General features: G+C 45.9%; 23 protein-coding genes and 1 pseudogene. 6 read left to right on the top strand and 18 right to left on the bottom strand.

Going from position 1 to position 18,874, the window contains the following annotated elements; all coding sequences use genetic code 11:
* Positions 1-45: 45 nt before the first annotated feature.
* Positions 46-951 carry a lipid kinase YegS gene (yegS, locus tag TZ48_RS16295; RefSeq protein ID WP_112479931.1) on the top strand — a complete coding sequence of 302 codons (906 nt, stop codon included), beginning with the start codon at positions 46-48 and terminating at the stop codon, positions 949-951.
* Position 952: 1 nt separating this feature from the next.
* On the opposite strand, the gene TZ48_RS16290 is transcribed toward yegS, so the two are convergent.
* The 4 genes from TZ48_RS16290 to TZ48_RS16275 all read right to left on the bottom strand — a co-directional run bounded on the left by TZ48_RS16290 (position 953) and on the right by TZ48_RS16275 (position 3,811).
* Positions 953-1,423 carry an RES family NAD+ phosphorylase gene (locus tag TZ48_RS16290; RefSeq protein ID WP_112479930.1) on the bottom strand — a complete coding sequence of 157 codons (471 nt, stop codon included), beginning with the start codon at positions 1,421-1,423 and terminating at the stop codon, positions 953-955.
* Entirely contained in the window at positions 1,423-1,866 is a 444-nt protein-coding gene (gene parS, locus TZ48_RS16285) for a type II RES/Xre toxin-antitoxin system antitoxin (protein WP_112479929.1), read from the bottom strand. Before parS ends, TZ48_RS16290 begins: the two co-directional genes overlap by 1 nt.
* Positions 1,867-1,988: 122 nt before the next feature.
* A complete protein-coding gene (nagK, locus tag TZ48_RS16280; protein ID WP_112479928.1) occupies positions 1,989-2,897 on the bottom strand; it encodes an N-acetylglucosamine kinase in 909 nt (302 codons plus the stop codon).
* Between the two features lie 152 nt (positions 2,898-3,049).
* Positions 3,050-3,811, bottom strand: a complete 762-nt coding sequence (locus TZ48_RS16275; RefSeq protein ID WP_112479927.1) for a tRNA-uridine aminocarboxypropyltransferase — start codon at positions 3,809-3,811, stop codon at positions 3,050-3,052.
* A 69-nt stretch (positions 3,812-3,880) separates the two neighbouring features.
* On the opposite strand from TZ48_RS16275, the gene TZ48_RS16270 reads away from it, so the two are divergent.
* Positions 3,881-4,681, top strand: a complete 801-nt coding sequence (locus TZ48_RS16270; RefSeq protein WP_112479926.1) for a sterol desaturase family protein — start codon at positions 3,881-3,883, stop codon at positions 4,679-4,681.
* 65 nt (positions 4,682-4,746) lie between these two features.
* On the opposite strand, the gene TZ48_RS16265 is transcribed toward TZ48_RS16270, so the two are convergent.
* The gene (locus tag TZ48_RS16265) at positions 4,747-6,792 is read right to left on the bottom strand and encodes a methyl-accepting chemotaxis protein (RefSeq protein ID WP_112479925.1); all 2,046 of its coding nucleotides are present in this window, start codon (positions 6,790-6,792) and stop codon (positions 4,747-4,749) included.
* A 143-nt stretch (positions 6,793-6,935) separates the two neighbouring features.
* Between TZ48_RS16265 and TZ48_RS16260 the strand changes: the two genes are divergently transcribed.
* Complete coding sequence (locus tag TZ48_RS16260; protein WP_112479924.1) at positions 6,936-7,406, top strand: NlpC/P60 family protein; 471 nt, start codon at positions 6,936-6,938, stop codon at positions 7,404-7,406.
* A gap of 40 nt (positions 7,407-7,446) precedes the next feature.
* Here the strand turns inward: TZ48_RS16260 and TZ48_RS16255 are convergent, their stop codons facing one another.
* Positions 7,447-7,791, bottom strand: a complete 345-nt coding sequence (locus tag TZ48_RS16255; RefSeq protein ID WP_042498691.1) for a DUF3802 family protein — start codon at positions 7,789-7,791, stop codon at positions 7,447-7,449.
* 179 nt (positions 7,792-7,970) lie between these two features.
* On the opposite strand from TZ48_RS16255, the gene TZ48_RS16250 reads away from it, so the two are divergent.
* The gene (locus tag TZ48_RS16250; protein WP_112479923.1) at positions 7,971-8,837 is read left to right on the top strand and encodes a fructosamine kinase family protein; all 867 of its coding nucleotides are present in this window, start codon (positions 7,971-7,973) and stop codon (positions 8,835-8,837) included.
* Between the two features lie 10 nt (positions 8,838-8,847).
* Here the strand turns inward: TZ48_RS16250 and TZ48_RS26160 are convergent, their stop codons facing one another.
* The 4 genes and pseudogenes from TZ48_RS26160 to TZ48_RS16225 form a co-directional block, all read right to left on the bottom strand.
* Positions 8,848-9,903: a GNAT family N-acetyltransferase gene (locus tag TZ48_RS26160; RefSeq protein WP_338062281.1), complete on the bottom strand. Its 1,056-nt coding sequence runs from the start codon at positions 9,901-9,903 to the stop codon at positions 8,848-8,850.
* A 145-nt stretch (positions 9,904-10,048) separates the two neighbouring features.
* Positions 10,049-10,276 carry a GFA family protein gene (locus tag TZ48_RS25320; protein ID WP_239670926.1) on the bottom strand — a complete coding sequence of 76 codons (228 nt, stop codon included), beginning with the start codon at positions 10,274-10,276 and terminating at the stop codon, positions 10,049-10,051.
* A gap of 17 nt (positions 10,277-10,293) precedes the next feature.
* Positions 10,294-10,892, bottom strand: a pseudogene (locus tag TZ48_RS16230) (LysE/ArgO family amino acid transporter).
* A 71-nt stretch (positions 10,893-10,963) separates the two neighbouring features.
* On the bottom strand, positions 10,964-11,155 hold the full coding sequence (locus TZ48_RS16225; protein WP_112479922.1) for a CPXCG motif-containing cysteine-rich protein: 192 nt from the start codon (positions 11,153-11,155) through the stop codon (positions 10,964-10,966).
* A 107-nt stretch (positions 11,156-11,262) separates the two neighbouring features.
* Between TZ48_RS16225 and TZ48_RS16220 the strand changes: the two genes are divergently transcribed.
* Positions 11,263-12,522 (top strand): cysteine dioxygenase, encoded by a 1,260-nt coding sequence (locus TZ48_RS16220; RefSeq protein WP_112479921.1) that lies wholly within the window; start codon positions 11,263-11,265, stop codon positions 12,520-12,522.
* Between the two features lie 63 nt (positions 12,523-12,585).
* On the opposite strand, the gene TZ48_RS16215 is transcribed toward TZ48_RS16220, so the two are convergent.
* From TZ48_RS16215 to TZ48_RS16180, 8 genes are all read right to left on the bottom strand, one after another.
* On the bottom strand, positions 12,586-12,936 hold the full coding sequence (locus tag TZ48_RS16215) for a hypothetical protein (RefSeq protein ID WP_112479920.1): 351 nt from the start codon (positions 12,934-12,936) through the stop codon (positions 12,586-12,588).
* Between the two features lie 8 nt (positions 12,937-12,944).
* Positions 12,945-13,400, bottom strand: coding sequence for a GNAT family N-acetyltransferase (locus tag TZ48_RS16210; RefSeq protein WP_112479919.1), 456 nt, complete (start codon positions 13,398-13,400; stop codon positions 12,945-12,947).
* A gap of 190 nt (positions 13,401-13,590) precedes the next feature.
* The gene (gene arfB, locus TZ48_RS16205) at positions 13,591-14,001 is read right to left on the bottom strand and encodes an alternative ribosome rescue aminoacyl-tRNA hydrolase ArfB (RefSeq protein ID WP_112479918.1); all 411 of its coding nucleotides are present in this window, start codon (positions 13,999-14,001) and stop codon (positions 13,591-13,593) included.
* Between the two features lie 6 nt (positions 14,002-14,007).
* Positions 14,008-14,304, bottom strand: a complete 297-nt coding sequence (locus TZ48_RS16200) for a Dabb family protein (RefSeq protein WP_112479917.1) — start codon at positions 14,302-14,304, stop codon at positions 14,008-14,010.
* Positions 14,305-14,491: 187 nt separating this feature from the next.
* On the bottom strand, positions 14,492-15,025 hold the full coding sequence (locus TZ48_RS16195) for a LysE family translocator (RefSeq protein WP_239670925.1): 534 nt from the start codon (positions 15,023-15,025) through the stop codon (positions 14,492-14,494).
* A 38-nt stretch (positions 15,026-15,063) separates the two neighbouring features.
* Positions 15,064-15,351 (bottom strand): carboxymuconolactone decarboxylase family protein, encoded by a 288-nt coding sequence (locus TZ48_RS16190; RefSeq protein ID WP_112461736.1) that lies wholly within the window; start codon positions 15,349-15,351, stop codon positions 15,064-15,066.
* A 132-nt stretch (positions 15,352-15,483) separates the two neighbouring features.
* Complete coding sequence (locus TZ48_RS16185) at positions 15,484-16,479, bottom strand: M12 family metallo-peptidase (protein ID WP_162674625.1); 996 nt, start codon at positions 16,477-16,479, stop codon at positions 15,484-15,486.
* Positions 16,480-16,718: 239 nt separating this feature from the next.
* Entirely contained in the window at positions 16,719-18,413 is a 1,695-nt protein-coding gene (locus TZ48_RS16180; protein WP_112479915.1) for a mechanosensitive ion channel family protein, read from the bottom strand.
* A 183-nt stretch (positions 18,414-18,596) separates the two neighbouring features.
* Between TZ48_RS16180 and TZ48_RS16175 the strand changes: the two genes are divergently transcribed.
* Complete coding sequence (locus TZ48_RS16175) at positions 18,597-18,848, top strand: GlsB/YeaQ/YmgE family stress response membrane protein (protein ID WP_042498660.1); 252 nt, start codon at positions 18,597-18,599, stop codon at positions 18,846-18,848.
* The last annotated feature ends 26 nt before the right edge of the window (positions 18,849-18,874 follow it).

Below are 18,874 nucleotides of genomic sequence, written 5' to 3'. Positions count from 1 at the left end.
ATTATCGCTGCATTCAATGCTAACTCGCTGTTTTAAGGAAAGAACATGACCATCCGCCTACTGCTAAACGGTAAAAAAGCTGCTCAAGAAGACATTCGAGAAGCGGTCTATCAACTTCGGGAACAAGGGCATCAGCTTGAGGTTCGCGTGACGTGGGAAGGCGGAGACATTGAAAGATTAGTACAAGAAGCCGGTGCCGAGGGTGTGACTCGCCTCATCGCTGGCGGTGGTGACGGCACCATCAATGAAGTGGTCGATGCTCTGCTCAAACAACAACTTTCTCACATCGAATTAGCCGTCCTACCTCTCGGTACGGCCAACGATTTTGCTACAGCGTGCGAAATTCCAACGCTCTCTACGTATGATGCGCTGCATTTGGCGCTTACCGGCCGAGCTACGTGTATTGATGCTGCATCGGCGAATGAACGACACTTTATCAATATCGCCACGGCCGGATTTGGCGCGCAGGTCACGGCAAACACACCCGTGGCGCTTAAAAACTTCTTGGGCGGCGGCGCTTACACCCTTGCAGGGCTTGTGCAAGCGATTAACTTTCAGCCTTTTAGCGGCAGGGTATTGTATGACGGCAAGGAAGTAGACAGTCACGTTGTCGTCGGCGCTGTATGTAACGGCAGAATGGCGGGTGGCGGTCAACCTTTGTCGCCCAACGCCATGCTCAATGATGGGCTGCTTGACGTGGTGTCATTGGAGGAGTTTGCACCTAGCGATATTGCAACAGTGGTTGACGAACTGCTTCAACAGCCAGAGTTTAGTGGCACGTTTGTAAAACGAAACCAAGTGAAAACATTAGAGTGGATTTCTGACACGGTGATGCCAGTGAATCTCGATGGTGAACCACTCACATCAAAGCGCATCAAATTCAGTGTACTGCCAAACGCCATCAAGCTGGTGCTTCCGGCTAATAGCCCTGTCGTTATTAACCTTGATTAAGTCAACCTCGTAAACGCGGATCCGGTTTGAAGTTAAGCTTAACGACGTTAAGTTTCTCTAGGTTGAAATCAGGATGCGCAAGATTTAGCAGGCAGTTGAACTCTCGCGGTACCACAGTCGATGGAATTTTAAGGCAAAGACTCATGTCACTGGCTAGCCATTCATCGCCAATTTGTGCGGTTGACGCTGGTGCAGGGTCTTCTTGCCAGTCATCAGGCAAGTAGCTTTGGTCAAGTTCGATGATCGCGCTATCGTCGATGTCAATTTGATACAACTCATAATGCTCAAGCAACTCTGAATCATTGAGATGCACCAGCACCTCTAAAATGGCTAAAGACTCCGACGTAGCAAGATAAACACATCGCGTGCCTGCCGAATTCCATCGCCCACCATAGCGCCGCGCTCCCTCACCATCAAAGACTTGTTCTATGCTTGTCGCAAACTTTCTTTTTACAATTCGATACAACTGCATTAGTTGAACACGCCATGCTCAAGGCGACCAATGACGCTCAATACTTCTTCAGTTTCAGCACTGGTTTTCAGCATATCGCTTGGCGCTATATACCCTAATGCCTTCACCGGGTTATGCATCCACTGAAACGCTTTGATTTTGTTATTCTCAAATAAGCGCAGTGACGCATTGTAGACTTCTGCATATCGGTACAGTCTGTCACTCTCATCTGAGGAGAACTTACCATCCTTCGCTCGACGACTCAGGGTCGCGCTTTTAATATTGGTGATTCGAGCGAGTTCTTTTTTCTCGATACCTGTTACGTTCGCGAGTTTTTGGTAGGTCGCGAAATCGAAGCCAGCTTCAATCGCTTCATAGAGTTTGCGCCCTCTTGGAGGCACGCCAATCTGCGACCAAAAGCTAGCCTGTGAACGAGAGGGAACGAATTTAGCTGAAGCACTCATTTAAACCACCATTTGATACAGTATTAATGTATCAAATGATAGATCACTTTCGCTTTCACGACAACTCCCGCCTAATACAGAAAAGGCGACCCATTAGGTCGCCTCACTTAAAACAATAGCAATTACTTGATGTTCAAGAATGCTGCACCGCGAACGCCGCCTGAATCGCCGTGTTTCGCTTTCACGATCTTTGGACATTTGGCAACAGAAAGCAGGTACTTAGGTACACGCTTTGGCATCTCTTCGTAGATAAGTTCGAAGTTAGAAAGACCGCCACCTAAAGTAACAACGTGTGGATCGTTAGCAGTAAATAGGTTTGCAAAGCAGATTGCTAGCAGTTCCATAAACATGTCAACGAACTCTGTCGCATCGGCATCGCCGGCTTCACGCGCTTTAATGATATCGATCGCTTTCTTGCTCTCGCCATAGAAGTGCGTGTAAAGCAGCTCAAAGCCACGGCCAGATAGGTAGTTATCTAGACAGCCTTTTTTACCACAACCACACTGAAGTAGAGGTGGATTGTCGCCTAGATGGAACCACGCATCGATAGGCAAACGCATGTGGCCTAATTCACCCGCAACGTTGTTTCGACCAGAGAACACTTTGCCTTCGTAGACAAAACCGCCACCAAAGCCAGTACCCAAGATCAAGCCCAACACTGATGGTGCGTCTTGCAGCTCGTCGTCCCATGCTTCAGAAAGTGCAAAGCAGTTTGCGTCGTTCTCAATTTTCACTTGTCGGCCAATCAGCGCCTCTAGATCACGGCGTAGCGGCTTGCCTTTCGCACAAGCAACGTTAACGGTAAGTACTGTGCCATCATCCGCATCTTCCATACCAGGTAGACCTAGACCAACTTTACCCTCTGTACCCAACTCTGCATCGTATTTGGCTACCAAGCCTGCAATCGTATCTAGCAGTACTTGATAATCATCAACCGGTGTTGGAACGCGCTCAGTGGCTACACGTTCTAGTTTTTCGTTGAAAGCACCAAACTCAATTTTTGTGCCGCCGACGTCAAAGCCGTAATACATGAAAACTCTCCTTGAAACCCCAATCCGAGGCGAAAAAATAGAATAACTGATGGCATTATCCATATCCCTACCCCCTCAAACCGTGATGCAGCCCCAATTTATACCTTTGCTTGCACCGCTTGGTTAACAAGTCGTCACCTAATTGAACACTATTAGAGCAACGTCTCGTTTTTTATTAGAGCAATGAAATTATTTAGCTCAGGACGAGTAAGGTCAGAAGAGAAACGTGTCTTACTCAACATGTAGCTTTCGCGAAAAGCGGCAAACCAAAGTGCGAGTGTATTCGCGGTTTTACCTTCGCCAAATTGCTCAAACACCAAACTGGCGACCTCTGCGGTCGCTAGATGGTCTTCATTCTCAGACTTGCGCATTACGTAGTTCGACATCGCTTCTGGTTTTATCGAACAGACCGGGAACTTATCCAGATATGGGGACTTGCGAAACATTCTTCTCGCTTCTCGCCAACTGCCATCCAAAAAGATAAACAGCGGCTTTTTACCTTCAGATAAAATCGTGCTTGACTCAGTTTGCTCACCCATTTCAAGAACACGCGTTTTGTCATCTACATAATCTTCCGGAAAGATTATAATCGGCTGCAAGGTCTCATCATTTAACACTGCCAACATTTTGGGGTTTGGCTCGGTACGATGCCAAGGAAACGCATAGCCTTGCTCGACCGTATCAAGTATTAGACGGCCAGTATTGCTTGGCTTTAAAATCTCTGCATCAGAAACCAACAACATGACCGCGATATCACGGTTCGGTGAAGGTTGGTGTTCACAGATACAGTATTGCTTGGCGATTTGACAGGTTTTACAACGTTCAACTTTTGCTCCGCGAGCGTTGAATGGTTTGGTGGCTGCGGCAAGGCGCTCGTCATACATGGCGTGGAAGGCGTGGCGTCTCATAATCATGGTAGTTTGACAAAAGGTGGCGGGATTCTACTCTGCCAACGTGCGTTAGTAAAAGGAAACTCAACAGCAATGGAAAACAGTGACACTATTCGCCTAGCAATCTTTCTTTCCGTATTAGTGCTCTGCGCTGCTTGGGAGTGGGCAGTCCCAAGGAAGCAGAGAACGCGCAGTCGTTTACTGCGTTGGAGTAACAATTTAGCGTTGGTGGGGTTTAACTCTTTAACCTTAGCGATTGCCATGCCACTTCTAGCAATTGAAGCATCTTTGCGCGCGGCTGAACATCACATGGGGCTTTTTAACCACCTTACCTTGCCCTTATGGCTGGTATTGCCAATCAGTGTCATCTTGCTGGATGGCGTCATTTACTTTCAACATGTCGTGTTCCATCGACTGCCCATTCTTTGGCGATTGCACCGAATGCATCACGCCGACAGAGACATCGACGTCACCACTGGCGCACGCTTCCACCCCATCGAAATCGTTGTGTCAATGTGGCTCAAAATTGGCGTAGTCATGGCACTCGGGATCCCACCGATGGCGGTATTGGTGTTTGAGGTTGTTCTTAATGCGAGTGCGATGTTTAACCACAGCAATGCCAAGCTACCTTTAGCCGTAGACAAAGTACTACGAAAAGTGGTGGTGACACCGGACTTTCATCGAGTTCACCACTCAGTGATCCCCAAAGAAACACACTCCAACTTTGGCTTCTTCTTGTCGGTATGGGATCGCTGGTTTGGGACCTATCGCGCTCAGCCAGAGCTTGGACACGACAGGGTGGAAATAGGCATCCCAGAATTTGCGGCTAAAAACGAACAAAGGCTGGATAAGTTACTTACCCAGCCTTTTAGGAACGATCGCGAGTCTAATTAGGTTAAACCGCTGTTCGTTTAAGCTGCGGTTCGTTCAAACAGCTGTTCGTTCAAACAGCTGTTCGTTCAAACGGATAGACGGTTGAGCTCATACTTGTGCAACATCGCTTGCTGATGACCAGCGATATCGGCCACCTGCTCAGCACTTTCAACCATGGACTCGAGCTGCATATTAGAGTGCTCACCTTGGTCAGTAACATGAACAATCGCGCGCCCTACTTCAGCAGTCGCTCGCTCTTGCTCTTCAGTGGCTACAGAGACTTGCTCAGCACGCTCTCGAATATGATTCACAGACAGCGCAATGTCTGAAAACGATGCTTTTACTCGCTCACTAGAATCGAGAGCGTGATTCATTTCCGCTCGAGAGTCGATAACAGATTGTCTCGAATCTTGGGCGGCATGCATCAGTTCAGCCATCATTTGACGAATATTGGTGGTTTGCTCTGAGGTATCGCTGGCAAGCTTACGGACTTCATCCGCAACAACGGCAAAACCGCGTCCCATCTCTCCCGCTCGCGCTGCTTCAATGGCTGCGTTGAGCGCTAACAAGTTGGTGTTGTCTGCAATGCCACTGATCATATCGACCATCTCTTGGATTTGCTTCACTTTGCCATCCAACTCAGTCATGGAGGCTTCATTGTTACCCAGTGTCGTTTCGAGGGAATGCAAACGTTGCTGATTTTCCTCGACCGCTTTTAGTCCCAAAGAAGCAAACTCTTCTGCCTGCTGTGAATCGGAGAATGAAGACGTCGTTACCGTCGCGATCTCTTTGATTGACGCTTCTAACTGAGTCACTGTCGCCACCATACTATCGAGAGATTCGTTTTGTGCTCGTAAACTGCTTCGCGTCTCTTCTGCCGCGCCATGACTGATTTCTGCGGTTTGGTATAAGGTTTCACAGTTACGTGTTACCACCTCAATGGAGTCGTGAGTCGATTCAATAACCTGATTCAGCTTTCTAGCAATATCGCGCATTTCAGATGGACCTGAAAGCTCGACACCCCCCGTTAGGTCGTGCTCAACCAACCGCTTTAGCTGCCTAGTAATATTCTTAAGTGCTCGGTTAACCCAGCGTCGTAACCCAAAGAACAACCCAAGAACAACGACCACCAATACGACAGTAGTACTAATGAGCGTGTAAATATTGGTTTGAATGGTGTCGTTTACTACAGATTGGCTCTCATCAATGAGCCCTTCTGCGGTTGTGGAAATAGCTGATAAGATCTCAGTAGTTTCATTGGCTAAAACAGCCGCTTTAGCGAGTTCCTCACGCTGCGTAGTCGCAATCTCCAATCGCTCTATGATCTGACGCACCACGCCATCTGGCTTAAACCCTGTCTTTACCATGTCATACGGCGCAGTAAAGCTTGGAAATTCACTGATTTCTGGATGCCACTCTTCAAACTGATCGTAAGCTAAGTTGATACTGGCATAGCGATTGCGCATCTGACGATATTCGCCATTGGCCTTGTTTAGGTCGGTCTGCATCATCAGCATCAAGAATGCGCTCTCTAAAGAGCTAGCAGCCGTCACCACTCGTGTCGCGGCATCCGCCGACGACGGGTTGTTTTGTGTAAACAGCAAGCTGATGCGATTCATTTCTTGACCAAGCGTACTAATGGCATATCGAAAACCGGCGACTTCCTTATCAATACCGGCACTCATGGCCAGTATTTGCGACTGGTAAGCCAAAATAGCTTGAGTGCTATCCTGAAGCTCAACAATTTTTTGCCCAAGGAGTTCTCGCTGCTCCGCAGTCACGGCATTGCCCATTTCTGAGGCAATGGCGAATAGGTTTTCAATCTTTTGATTACTTTGCTCGACAAGCTGCGTGATGCGTTGGCGGGTCTGCTCTAACTCTTCTGTCGAATCAAGCTGTGTACCATAGTTAAGCAGTTTTACTTGTTCCAACACATCTTGTGTCAATGCGGCATTATTAAGAGACAGAGGAAGGGCTTTTTCTGATAAATTGTCAAACTGCTGCTTAACTTGATTAAGGCCATTGGTGCTCAGCACACTCACGCCGACAAATATTAGAATAATGGTTAAAAAGATAGCACTCAGAGAGTGAATCAAGGAGATGGCGCGTTTTCCCTTGTCTGGGGTTTTCATAAACAATCCGTCGAGTTGATCCATTAAACGGTAACCAAATAAGTAATAGGTTCGTACTATTTAATAACTTGGTATAGAATTATCAGGATATTAGTAATCCTTAATGACATTTTTATTACGTTTAAATGTAAGCAGTGTGACAGATGAAAGTTGTTAAATTATTGATTTTATACAGTATGGTGGTTTTGCTATCGGCCTGCTCTAGTCAGCCGAAGCGAGCGGAGCATACTCAGCAACACTACAATACTCCTGAAAATGCGCCCTTTCTCGCGGAATATAAAAAATGGCAAGGTGTTCCATATCGTTTGGGTGGGACTAATTATTCCGGCGTTGACTGCTCAGCCTTTGTTCAAGCGGTCTATCAAGATGCCTATTCGCTCTCATTACCACGTACAACTGCGCAGCAAGTTAAAATAGGTGAAAAAGTCGCCTATAACAGTGCGCAAAGTGGTGATTTGGTGTTTTTTAAAACCGGTAGGAAGACACGTCACGTGGGAATATATTTAGGCGGCAATACGTTTATGCATGCCTCAACATCAAAAGGTGTGGTGCTTTCTCGCTTAGATAACCCATATTGGGCATCAACGTTTTGGCATTTTAGAAACGTTCAATAACCCTTCTCTCCATAATTCGATACAGAGAGAAAGGCTGAGATCAATCGTATTTTGCCACCGCAGTGTCAAATAGATTTTTTACTAGCGCGATGTATTCCTCAAGAAAAGCGACTTGTTCATTGGTCGCTTTTTTATTCCAAACACCCGCTAACACTTCTTCCAGATCTTGAATAACTAAATCCACTTCCTTGAGAAGCTTGAAGCGAACACTGGCATGAAGCTCTGGGTTTTGTTCAAAGACCGCCATAATATTTGAGGCGACCATATCAGTGGATACGTCCTCGATGGTCTCTTCTCCTGTATCCCCCAACTCTGAGGTAAACACACTTAGATTGAGCGCAAGGTGTTCAATAAGTGCTTGATAGCCATCAGTATCTACAACCACGACTGCTCTCCTAGCAATGACAATAATGACAAGATCTTCACCATAGCAAACCTAGGTCACGTTTGTAAGAACACAAGGGAAAATTCGGGTGTCACGTCAATGATTCTGTGCGCTGACAGTATGTTATGTAAGCAATATTGTTCTACACTAGCCATAGTGTTGGCAGGTGGGAGGCGTTTATGTGGCAAGCAATTTCAGATCAGCTTTCAGAAACTCTAATGTTTGAGTTCAATATCTCTGAGCGCATTAAAATGAGCGGCGGAGACATTAATCAGTGTTACATGATCAGCGATGGTGATCAGCGTTACTTCGTCAAAATCAATGACAAAGACTTTATTGCGAAATTTGAAATCGAAGCCGACAACCTCACTGCTTTACGTGAAACTAACACCGTTCACGTACCTGAACTGGTTCACATTGGTAAAACCAAAGAGTGTGCCTTTATCATTCTCAATTACATCCCAGTAAAACCCTTAGATACCGCTCCCGCCAGTTATCAGCTTGGCGAAGAGCTTGCCAAACTGCACAAGTGGGGCGAGCAAAAAGAGTTTGGGTTCGACCAAGACAACTATATTGGTACCACCCTACAACCGAATCAATGGCACAAAAAGTGGTCACGCTTCTTCTCTGAACAGCGTATTGGTTGGCAACTTCAGCTTCTAAAAGAAAAACAAATCAGCTTTACGGATATAGATGACTTTGTTGGGCTGGTGAACGATCAGCTTTCCGGGCACAACCCTAAGCCGTCGTTACTGCATGGCGACCTTTGGTATGGCAATGCGGCTAATACTGCCTTTGGACCAATATGCTACGACCCTGCGAGCTATTGGGGAGATAGAGAATGCGACTTGGCAATGACAGAGCTTTTCGGCGGATTTAGACAAGAGTTTTACGACGGATACGAAAGCATATTGGCGATTGAGCCTATGTACGAGTACCGCAAGCACATCTACAATTTGTATCATGTGCTCAATCACTGCAATTTGTTTGGTGGTGAGTACTTGGATCAAGCAGAGAAGCTTATCACCACCATCCAATCATCGTGATGGCCGTTTTTTAGTCAAGATCAACCAGCGACATACGGCTTTGCTCCCGATAGAGAATATCCTCTAGTCGAGCAAAGCCGTTTTCTTTATTTGGGGTTGCACTCGGATTAAACCAGTTCGTTCTTAGCCCTGCACGTCTTGCCGGCAGTATATCTCGTTCAAGTTGATCTCCAGTCATCACAAGCTGGCTGGTATCTGTATTGAGCTTAGCGGCAATGCATGGGTAAAAGTCCTGATCATCTTTTCCAACACCAAGATTGCTGAAACAAAAATACCCGGATAGGTATTCGGCAAGCTGTGCTCTTTCAAAGGCTCGTTTTACGTCTTGTTCTGCAGAATCTTTGGCATTGGTTGCGACATAGATGGGGCAGTATTTTGCAAGCCCACTTAATAGCGCTTCCGCACCCTCCACCGGCTGAACCTTTAGCCAATCGCACATCTTTCCGCTTTGGGTGGGATCATCGACCATGAGTGTATCGCCCCAGTCGAACAAATAAATATGATCACGCTGGCGCCAAAGCTTTTCTAGTTCACGCCACTCTTCTCGTAGCACACCATACTTAACGCTGTCGTAATAGTGCCCTTGATAGTAACGAACTTTACGCAAGCGCGCTTCCTGAGTCATGCCAAGTTTTAGCGCACACTTCATCATTCGCGGATTACCGCTCCAGGTGGTTAACCCTACCCGCTCTATGTCTAGAGTATTGAACAGATAACTCACCCAAGGGATTAACGCTTTCATGCCAATACCACAACCCCATAGTCGCGAGTCATAAACCAGTACTCCAACCTCAAGCCAACGGGTCGTTTGGTCTTCCCAGTAACAACTTACCGTCCCGACGACTCTTTGATGATATTCAATAACAAGCGCTTCATTACCTAACTTAAGCTTGGTAAAGTTTCTCTCTCGAAACTGCTCGCGCGTTGGACGCTGATAACCAAAATAAGGGCCATTTAACTCCGTCCAGGCTTCATCCTCTGTCATGAGTTGATAGAGCGGCTCAAAGTCTTGCTCACTGGCGACTCGCAGCGTGATATCTTGAAAACTCAACCTTTCTTGATTCATACCTTACGCACCTCACTTTCATCTAGAAAACACCATGACTCAGCACCATCGAAATATTTAACCTGGGAAGACTTAAGGCCATCCGCCATTCGAAGATTGATAGCCGTTCTCGGAGTCGATGAGCTATCGGCAGACTCATAGTGAGTCACGCAACCACACACAGCGCAGTGATGGAATTCGATACAGCCATCCCCCAGCGATAAGCGACTGTCTCTTTCGTTATTTCAACCGTCACATCTTTGGGTTGAAAGTAGCCCCAGAGCGCCGCATAGCGCCGACAAATCGAACAATTACAGCAAGTGACCGACTCAGGCCAACGGTCAAAGGAAAGCTGCACATTTCCACAATGACAGCTGAGCGTATTACTTTGCATCACCAAATCCTTGTCTCCTAACCTAAAACCAAAGACACCGCTATCGCCAGCATGATAAAGCCCACCAGCCCCTCCAAAATCTTCCATGAAATGGGCTTATGGAAAATCGGCGTGAGTATCTGGCGCCATAGCCAAGCGAAAAGAAAAACACGAATGAGGCGGTTACCGCACCAAGGCCAAACGAGAATTGCTGAGGGGTATATTGCGTTGAGATAGAACCGAGAAGGACAACGGTATCTAGATAAACATGAGGATTGAGCCATGTTAGTGCTAAACAAATAAGCACTGTTTTCATCAGACTGGCGTTGCTATCCCCTTCGGGATCCAGTTGATGGTTGCTTGAAATTGCCGAGCGAAAACTCTGAAAGCTGTAGATAAAAAGAAATGCCGCGCCTGCATAACGAGAAACCACTTCGACCGAAGGGTACGCTTCAATCACTGCTCCAAAGCCACTAACACCGGCACTAATAAGTAAAGCATCAGAAACCGCGCAGACCGCGCAAACTGCAAAAACATAGTGGCGTTTTAATCCTTGCTTGAGGACAAACGCATTTTGCGCTCCAATCGCCAGAATTAACGACAAACCTAACGAAAAACCGGTAAAAAAGACCCCAATATCCAAACCAACTCCGAGTTACATCCATATAACAATCTGATGTTTTAACGCGTAATTAGTTGAATTTCAATTTAAACCTCGTTCTCGTGTCGCACGGTCACATACACATCTTCACTTTCTAGGGTAACTTCAAACAAAATGGGACGACAGCAGACATAGCAGTCTTCAATGTACTCCTGATTGTCCGATGTGCAATCGATGACGGTCTCAAAGGCCTCACCACAATATGGGCAGTTTACCCGCCATTCTTTGATCGCTTCCATATTCACATCCCCTTGCTTTTTATTAAGTCTAGAATTTTAACGAGACATTAACAAATCTTGTCCTAGCATTATATGCAACCAAGCACGAACCATAAGCGGAGCAAGATATGACAGACAAGACAAAACCAACGACTTCACCCTTAGCCAATAGTACCGATTTTAGCCACACCAAAAAGCTAGAAAAGGAACTCATTGTCAGGGGGCAAGGCGTAGTCGCTGTGGCGGCGAGTACTGATTGCGAACTCAACTTCTTGGAGTTTTGCTTTGGTGAAGGAAAGCGAGCAATGAAGCTCTCGGTAACCAGTATTTCGACAACGATACAAGGGTTAGATGGTTCTGGAGATTGGGTAATACTAGCTGCGAATCATCATGGCATCGATCGCGATCCACATTGTCAATATTGGCTCAGTATCGATGGTAACAACGCCGTCGTTCGCTATGGTAAAGGTGAGATACGCGGTAATACCGTCATGTTGGAATACGGGCTTAAACAAGATGAACAATATCTTCGAGCCAATGATATCGATAGCGAAGCCGAAAGCTGGCTTAAAGAAGTCAATAACATCGATATTCTCGCTTCAGATAACCGCCTTACCGATAAGGTTCTCGTTGATCCCGTGACGATCGACCCTCCGCTTTTTGTCGCCAAAACTGACGATATCAGTATGGATGACATCGCCTTTCACCACAAAACCGTTGCGGAGAACTTAACCCCCGCCTGTCAGCAGCTCTACGCCAACATCTCAGGAAAGCAATTTACCCTCAATACTCAAGCCTTCCCGCAGTTTGAGCAGGCCATCAACGAAAGCATCAATGACGTCAATGGCTGGTGTTATCAAACGCTCAAAGCCAAAAAAGACGAATTTGGGGATGACCCGAAAGAAAGCTATTTGCGGATCACTATGGGAGTGAATCAAGGTGAATCGCCGGGTATCCCTTACGTTATGGAGATATGGCCGAGCGAACATCGCTCTCCCATTCACAACCACGGTGATGCTAATGCCATCATCAGGGTGCTGGCTGGTGAAATCACAGTGAAATTATTCGCAATGCTGTCTAAATTTCACGACAATCCGACGCCATTTGCCACTCAAGTGTTTAAACAAGGCGAAGTCACCTGGTTATCACCGGGTCTAAATCAAATTCACCAACTTGAAAACAACGCGAGTGATGGCAATGCTTGCATTACTATTCAATGCTACCAGTACAGCAGAGGCAACACACAGCATTACGAGTATTTCGATTACCTTGACCAAGAGAATTGCACCATCGAGCAGTTTACGCCAAATAGCGATATGGGATTCTTAGAGTTTAAAGCGCGCATGTGGCAAGAGTGGCGTGAGCGCCATGGAAGTGAAATGGATTAGGGTAAACATGCGTCACCAGTGGTGCGCAGGCATCACTGGCTTTTTTCCTGTAAGCAATTTGAGCTACGAAAAGACCGACAGGGCAATCGCCACTAACATAGGTATCCCACCCGCTATAAAAAGCGATAGACCAAAGCTGTAATTTTGACGATAGTGCTGGTGCTTTTCGCCCTGCAAATCATGCTCAGCGACCATGCCCTTCACTTTTTGCGTCACTAGGTCTACATCGTAAGTGCGGCTTATTTTTCCACCATCCCAAACCAGAGCTGTGACACACCATATTGATGCGGCATTAAAAAACGCGCCATCCATCAAGTTGGTGACTTTAAAAAACGGGATGAACAAACCTAGCCCAAAGACCGATAACGCAGCAACAATATTGGTAATGACGACAAGACGAATTAGGTTGAACATGGTGCCTCCTAAAGCTGTCTGGTCATGAACACACTGTTAGAATCGAGTACATAATCAGCAAAAGGATCGCATTCAACAAAACCATGGCCGGAGTAGAGTGTGCGAGCGGCTGTAAAGTAGTCTTCTGTCCCCGTCTCTAAGCTTAAACGAGAAAACCCGCGCTCAGATGCCTGACTTACAAGGTGATTGAGAAGCCTTTTCGCCACCCCTTTGCCTCTCGCGTTATGAGCAGTGCGCATTGACTTGATTTCTGCGTGCTTACTGTCCAAAGCTTTCAACGCAATACATCCTAACAACTCTTGCTCATTCCAGGCCGTCCAAAACTCTATGTTAGATTGACGCAGAGCCTCAATATCGAGAGCGTGCACGCTTTCCGCCGGTGACGTGGCATACATATCATCTAAGTGCTCTTGAAGTAAGGCCTTAATTTGATGGCCTTGCAAATCGTCCTTAACAATATCCAACTCTCTTTCCTTCGGTTACTCGCTTCAAGCTACCAATATACGTTCCCCTGCCATGAAATCCATATCTCTTTGAAAATTAACAGCCTTTACTATGCTTTGTGAGGTTTAGATCTCAAAACCATGTCAGCATATAATCGTTGAAAATCGTAAATGCACTTAGCCAGGGACACAGAGAGCCTCCGGATTGAGTTTACTGAACTCTTCCTCGAAGCGATTTTGTTTGGCTCTTACGTTTTTTGTTATCGACACGTCGCTTTTGGGAGGCTCTTGTCGGCTTGGTCGCTCTACGCGCTTTTTGAACGACTGTCGCGGAAAGTATTATTTGCTTGAGCCGCTCGAGAGCATCTTCACGATTCTGCTCCTGAGTTCTAAACTGTTGAGCCTTTATAATGATGACGCCTTCTTTTGTAATTCTCGAATCGGTTAACGACAGGAGTCTTTCTTTGTAGAAGTCAGGCAATGTAGAACGTTTAATATCAAAGCGCAGGTGTATCGCTGAGCTGGTTTTATTAACCTTTTGACCACCGGCGCCCATTGAGCGGATGGCAGTAAGCTCAATCTCCCAATCGGCAATCGTAACGGTATTTGAAATATGTAACATGATAGTTTAAAGAGAGTAGTCAAAGACAATGATGTCTTCGAGTAGTGGTCGAAACACGGCTTTGAGCGCGTCATGCTCGGGGTGCGGTAGGTAGTTTTGACGGCCTTGTTCATCGCGAAAAGTCATCAACACAGAGTGAGTATACTGTTTATTTTTTCCTTCAGGGCTATCGTTGATGCCCCACTCTACCGCTTCTACACCGTCGACTTTGGATGGTATTGCTTCAAATAATGACATGAGTGCCAGGATGTCAGCTTCTTTTGCCGTGGGTTTGAATTGGATGAGCAATATATGACGTATCATACCAAGTCCCTATTAATGAATTTACTTTAACGCAATGAATTCATTAGATAGTAACCAAGATCTGGGCGCAGTACCACCTAGCACTATCTCTGACGCATCAGTACGATGGCAAACCCTGAACCAAGAAAAGTAAGGCCAGCGCCAATATTAAGGCCGGAAACCAGCTTCGGCTTATTCTTTAGCCAAGTTACCAACGTGATGCAAACACGCCCATCAAAGCAAAGCCGACCGCAGTAAGTAAAGCAAACCAACAACCATAGACAATCATCTGCCAAGTCACCGACCCTAGTTCTGGGTTAACAAACTGAGGCACAAACGCGAGCACAAATAAGCCGGGCTTAGGATTGAGTGCTGCTGATAGGAAGCCCGTCGAGAAAATGGATTTTAACGGCGTTGGCTTGGCAGGCTCTAGAGTGAATAAACTTCGCGACCAAAGCACCTTTATTCCTAACCAAATCAGGTACGTTGCACCAATCAGTTTCACAGCGTAAAAGACCAACTCAGACGTTTGAATCAGTAATGTCAGCCCAAATGTTGCCGACATCACATGAAACAAGATCCCACAACCAGAAGCAAGGCCAGACACCAAAGCCGCGAGCTTGCCTTGGCTAAGCCCTCTTCCGACAGCAAGCAGGTTATCGGGTCCGGGTGATAGCACCAGCAAAAGACAAGCGGTGGTATAAGCGATAAAGACTTCTATTGGGAACATCATCAACTCCATTGGCGCTCTAAAACTCAACCTACAATCCGTTGAGAGCGTTAGTCATAATCATCTAACGAAATGTTGTATTTCGTCAGAACCTCTTGCATTTGCAACTTCTTCTGACCCGCTGCGACAGCCATCACTTTCGCCGTGACATCCGAAATCTCACCTTTTGTAATTCCTGCTTTCTTTGCCTCGTGCAAATAGTAACGAGTACAAGGCAAACAGTTCATGGCCATTGCGGCGGATAAACCCACCAAAAGCTCCGTCTTGGTATCGAGATGTTCGTTGTCGTGAGTGGAGCGATAAAAAGCGCCATAGGGCTCCTGATGCTTACCTAACATAAAATGATTCCGTTCTATTGAAAATTCAATTAATTCAATACATTAAAAACCACACTATATCAAAGGAATTTATTGTCCTATGGCGCTCTACCCGAGCAAACCTTCTTCATGCTTGAAGTATAAAACGCTTTATCACCAACTAAAGAAAGCCGACTCGTTTAAGGTTGCCTGTTCAAACGGCATTAAAAGCTGCCCAGATTGCATGAGCGAACTGTGGCAAGTTTCGAGCTGCGGTTGAACATCACATGTATGCTTTAATCCAAAATTGTGACCGATTTCATGTCCTACGGCATACAGACCACACTGTGTGTCATTGTTATCGCACACGGCAACACTTGGTGGTTGAACATTGTATTTAACACCTTCCCATTCCAATGCAGCTGCTCCTAGACCAAATGCTTCACCTTCGTTTCCTGTAAAGATAAAGATAGGAGCCACAACATTAGTCAGCTCACTTTTATTCGCAAACTGTGCTTTCACTTCATTCACTGCGTCCCAGAATAGACGACCACGATCGGCCGTCACTGGTAAGACAGACGAGCATTCAAGGTTTCGGTGTTCAACAGGGGATGTAAGACAGGATGAATCATGCCAAGCCTGATTCGATTTCAATGAAAGAGCAATGATTGGCTCTACAAGACTGAATGTTTTACCTGTGTTCATTTGCGATTTGTAATGAGCTTTGACTTTTTCCACTACCCCAGCGACGACTTCTATTGCGCTATCACTGGCAGTTATATTGTAAAAATAGTTAGCCGAAACAATAATAACCGGTACAACTTTGTTGTTGGCCTGCTGCCAATTGGTACAACGCCAATCCTCTGCACTCGCCCCCACTATCACTGGGCTATGGTCACTACCAAACTGGTCACTACAAGCAGCAACAATGTTCATTGGGTAGTTATTAGCCCCTTGCGTACACTGCCAATTGTATACGTGTTCTCCCTGTTTTCTTGCTACTGCATCCCAACCATACTGCTGCTGGCAATAACGTTGAAAGTCCGGCTTCTTATATGGCGCTGTAGAAAACTCCCAAGAAAGGGCGGGCTGAGCCGTTGCTGCCCCTGCTAAACCTATTAGAACAGCACCAAACAATCCACCAAACACGTGACGTAGTGTCTTATTCAAAATAACCTCCAGATTCAATTATGAGTCTCCGAGGCATCAACTGAAGTAAGGTGCGAATTTCAATATCAACCGGATACCAGCTCATAAAAAATCGCTCATTCAATAATATAGCCCAAGAGATAGACTAAAAATTCAACCATCATGGTCGCACTTTAGCCGCTCTCTTGGGTTAGAAGTTTCGTGAATACAATCGCAGTTCACTGTGTAACGAAGAAAACTAGATACTATTTATCAATTAGTTAACTATCTTTAACCATATGCAAATGCACATCTTGCTGTGGGAATGGGATTGAAATACCTTCTTTATCAAAACGAAGCTTAACTTCCTTAGTAATGTCCCAATACACATCCCAATAATCATCTGTTTTAACCCAAGGTCTTACGATAAAGTCTACAGACGATGTATTAAGAGTATGTACCTTTATGTTTGGTTCTGGAGACTTAAGTACTGCGGGGTGAGCATTAACAATCTCTGTCAACACCGCTTCTGCTTTGAGTAAGTCATCCCCATAACCAATACCAAAAACCATATCCACTCGTCGTGTGCGCTCGTGGGTCACGTTCTTGATCACGTCGCCCCAAATCTTGCTGTTTGGCACGATGATAATTTGGTTATCAAATGTTCGAATCGTGGTATTCACTAGGCTCATGTGGCTTACCTTGCCATCGACACCACCTGCAAATACAAAGTCACCGACATCAAATGGGCGATAGATAAGTAGCATCATCCCAGCTGCAAAGTTAGACAGTGTATCTTGCAATGCGAAACCAATGATCACACCCGCAATACCGAAACCGGTTAGGATGGGCGCTAGGTTTAACCCAATTTGAGACAAGCCAACCATAATACCGATCACCCAGACAATGTTGCCTGACATCGATACAAAGAAGTTCTGCATAAGGTGGGACAGCTTGAGGTTTTTGTTGATCACCGCTTTGGAAACCACTTTCCTCACCAGCCTAACGATAGCGCGAGTGACAAACAGGATTAATAGGAAAATCAACACTTGGAATAACTGTTGCGGCGCGTTGTCTGCAAGCCAATCTACCGCCTGACTCCACCAATGGCTAATGAGTGACAGCATCACTTTTCCATCGAGAATGTCCTGAGTAATGTTCCCCGTGATAGAAAAGACTTGGCGCTTATATTCTGACGTGTCTATCCCAACTTCATCACCTAGTACGATAAGGTTTCGTAGACTTTTGGTCTCAATACTCAAACGCTGCTTCAAAATGAGTTGGCTGGTTTGCAAACCCGCTTTGTCCGCTTCTGGTGCGGAAGCTATTTGCGCGCTGATCGCCGTGGATTGTTGACCAAAATATTCAATCGACGCCGAGGTAAGGCGTAATTTATTGCCTATTAACAGCTTAAACTCGGTCTCCGCCTCTTCGTCTCGCACATCGAGTTTGTCGAGCCACTCCAAGTTTTGCCAACTAGCATCGTAGGCTGAATTCAAATAGTCTTGAAGCTCACTGTAGGAGTTCAAAATCGAAAGCTTGTTCTCTTCTTTCGCTCCGTTGAACTCCTCCGAGACAGCGTCGATTTTCTTTTCAAGATATTCTTTTGCCCCAATGGTGTATTGCTGTTGGACTCTCACTTGCTCAATCAGCATCTCTTTGGGAAGTGAGCCTGCATCAATCGCACTACCAATGACTTCACGAAGCTCATTGTTCTTATTAAACAAGCGAAACTGAATGGCATCTTTTTGATCGCCAGTTGTGACTTTCAATTGCTCAGATAAATCGCGAATTTCGCCGTTGACACGCTTTAGAGCGGCTTCAGCTTTCGTTGCCGCGGGAGATGCAGTTTGCGCAGATTCACTCTCTGCAAAGAGAGTTCCACTAAAACAAACCAAAAATAACGATAGAAAAATGGCTGACCATCTGCGATGCACAGGCAAGGCAGAAAATACCGAGGAAAAGGAAACACGCATTCAAAACTCCTTGATGGTGCTAAGTTTTTTTATTTGTTCCCTAATCATAGAACACTATCGCGAGTTACCAATGGTCTCTAATGTGAGATTGCTTAGATGATCACCTTCAGCCGGCATTAAGGGCTAAGCAATAGACGCATATCGACTATGCTTAAGAAGATTCTCACTTCGAAGGAGTTAACTATGGGTATTCTCTCGTGGATTATTCTTGGGCTTATTGCTGGCGCACTCGCCAAATGGTTAATGCCAGGCAACGACGGTGGTGGCTGGATTGCGACGATGTGCCTGGGCATTGCTGGCGCATTTGTTGGTGGGTTTATCGGCGGGTTTTTAGGCTTCGGCGGCGCGAGTGGTGTCAATATCGGTAGTATTATTACTGCCACTCTAGGGGCGTTTGTTTTGCTGTTTGTCTACAATCGTTTTCTCAAAAACTAATGTGAATGCAGCGCAGAGAGCAATAT

Origin of the sequence: Vibrio variabilis, from assembly GCF_003263785.1 — a bacterium.
Taxonomy (GTDB): Bacteria; Pseudomonadota; Gammaproteobacteria; order Enterobacterales; family Vibrionaceae; genus Vibrio; species Vibrio variabilis.
Note: the sequence above shows the minus strand (reverse complement) of the source record. Positions and strands in the feature narration are given on the sequence as shown.

Excerpts from the sequence above, each read along its gene's own strand:
- TZ48_RS16180 (WP_112479915.1), bottom strand. The coding sequence starts at position 18,413 with ATGCGTGTTTCCTTTTCCTCGGTATTTTCTGCCTTGCCTGTGCATCGC.
- TZ48_RS16290 (WP_112479930.1), bottom strand. The coding sequence starts at position 1,423 with ATGCAGTTGTATCGAATTGTAAAAAGAAAGTTTGCGACAAGCATAGAA.
- TZ48_RS16225 (WP_112479922.1), bottom strand. The coding sequence starts at position 11,155 with ATGGAAGCGATCAAAGAATGGCGGGTAAACTGCCCATATTGTGGTGAG.
- yegS (WP_112479931.1), top strand. The coding sequence starts at position 46 with ATGACCATCCGCCTACTGCTAAACGGTAAAAAAGCTGCTCAAGAAGAC.
- nagK (WP_112479928.1), bottom strand. The coding sequence starts at position 2,897 with ATGTATTACGGCTTTGACGTCGGCGGCACAAAAATTGAGTTTGGTGCT.
- TZ48_RS26160 (WP_338062281.1), bottom strand. The coding sequence starts at position 9,903 with ATGAATCAAGAAAGGTTGAGTTTTCAAGATATCACGCTGCGAGTCGCC.
- TZ48_RS25320 (WP_239670926.1), bottom strand. The coding sequence starts at position 10,276 with ATGCAAAGTAATACGCTCAGCTGTCATTGTGGAAATGTGCAGCTTTCC.
- arfB (WP_112479918.1), bottom strand. The coding sequence starts at position 14,001 with ATGTTACATATTTCAAATACCGTTACGATTGCCGATTGGGAGATTGAG.
- TZ48_RS16220 (WP_112479921.1), top strand. The coding sequence starts at position 11,263 with ATGACAGACAAGACAAAACCAACGACTTCACCCTTAGCCAATAGTACC.
- TZ48_RS16260 (WP_112479924.1), top strand. The coding sequence starts at position 6,936 with ATGAAAGTTGTTAAATTATTGATTTTATACAGTATGGTGGTTTTGCTA.
- parS (WP_112479929.1), bottom strand. The coding sequence starts at position 1,866 with ATGAGTGCTTCAGCTAAATTCGTTCCCTCTCGTTCACAGGCTAGCTTT.
- TZ48_RS16270 (WP_112479926.1), top strand. The coding sequence starts at position 3,881 with ATGGAAAACAGTGACACTATTCGCCTAGCAATCTTTCTTTCCGTATTA.
- TZ48_RS16200 (WP_112479917.1), bottom strand. The coding sequence starts at position 14,304 with ATGATACGTCATATATTGCTCATCCAATTCAAACCCACGGCAAAAGAA.
- TZ48_RS16195 (WP_239670925.1), bottom strand. The coding sequence starts at position 15,025 with ATGGAGTTGATGATGTTCCCAATAGAAGTCTTTATCGCTTATACCACC.
- TZ48_RS16175 (WP_042498660.1), top strand. The coding sequence starts at position 18,597 with ATGGGTATTCTCTCGTGGATTATTCTTGGGCTTATTGCTGGCGCACTC.
- TZ48_RS16190 (WP_112461736.1), bottom strand. The coding sequence starts at position 15,351 with ATGTTAGGTAAGCATCAGGAGCCCTATGGCGCTTTTTATCGCTCCACT.
- TZ48_RS16215 (WP_112479920.1), bottom strand. The coding sequence starts at position 12,936 with ATGTTCAACCTAATTCGTCTTGTCGTCATTACCAATATTGTTGCTGCG.
- TZ48_RS16275 (WP_112479927.1), bottom strand. The coding sequence starts at position 3,811 with ATGATTATGAGACGCCACGCCTTCCACGCCATGTATGACGAGCGCCTT.
- TZ48_RS16265 (WP_112479925.1), bottom strand. The coding sequence starts at position 6,792 with ATGAAAACCCCAGACAAGGGAAAACGCGCCATCTCCTTGATTCACTCT.
- TZ48_RS16250 (WP_112479923.1), top strand. The coding sequence starts at position 7,971 with ATGTGGCAAGCAATTTCAGATCAGCTTTCAGAAACTCTAATGTTTGAG.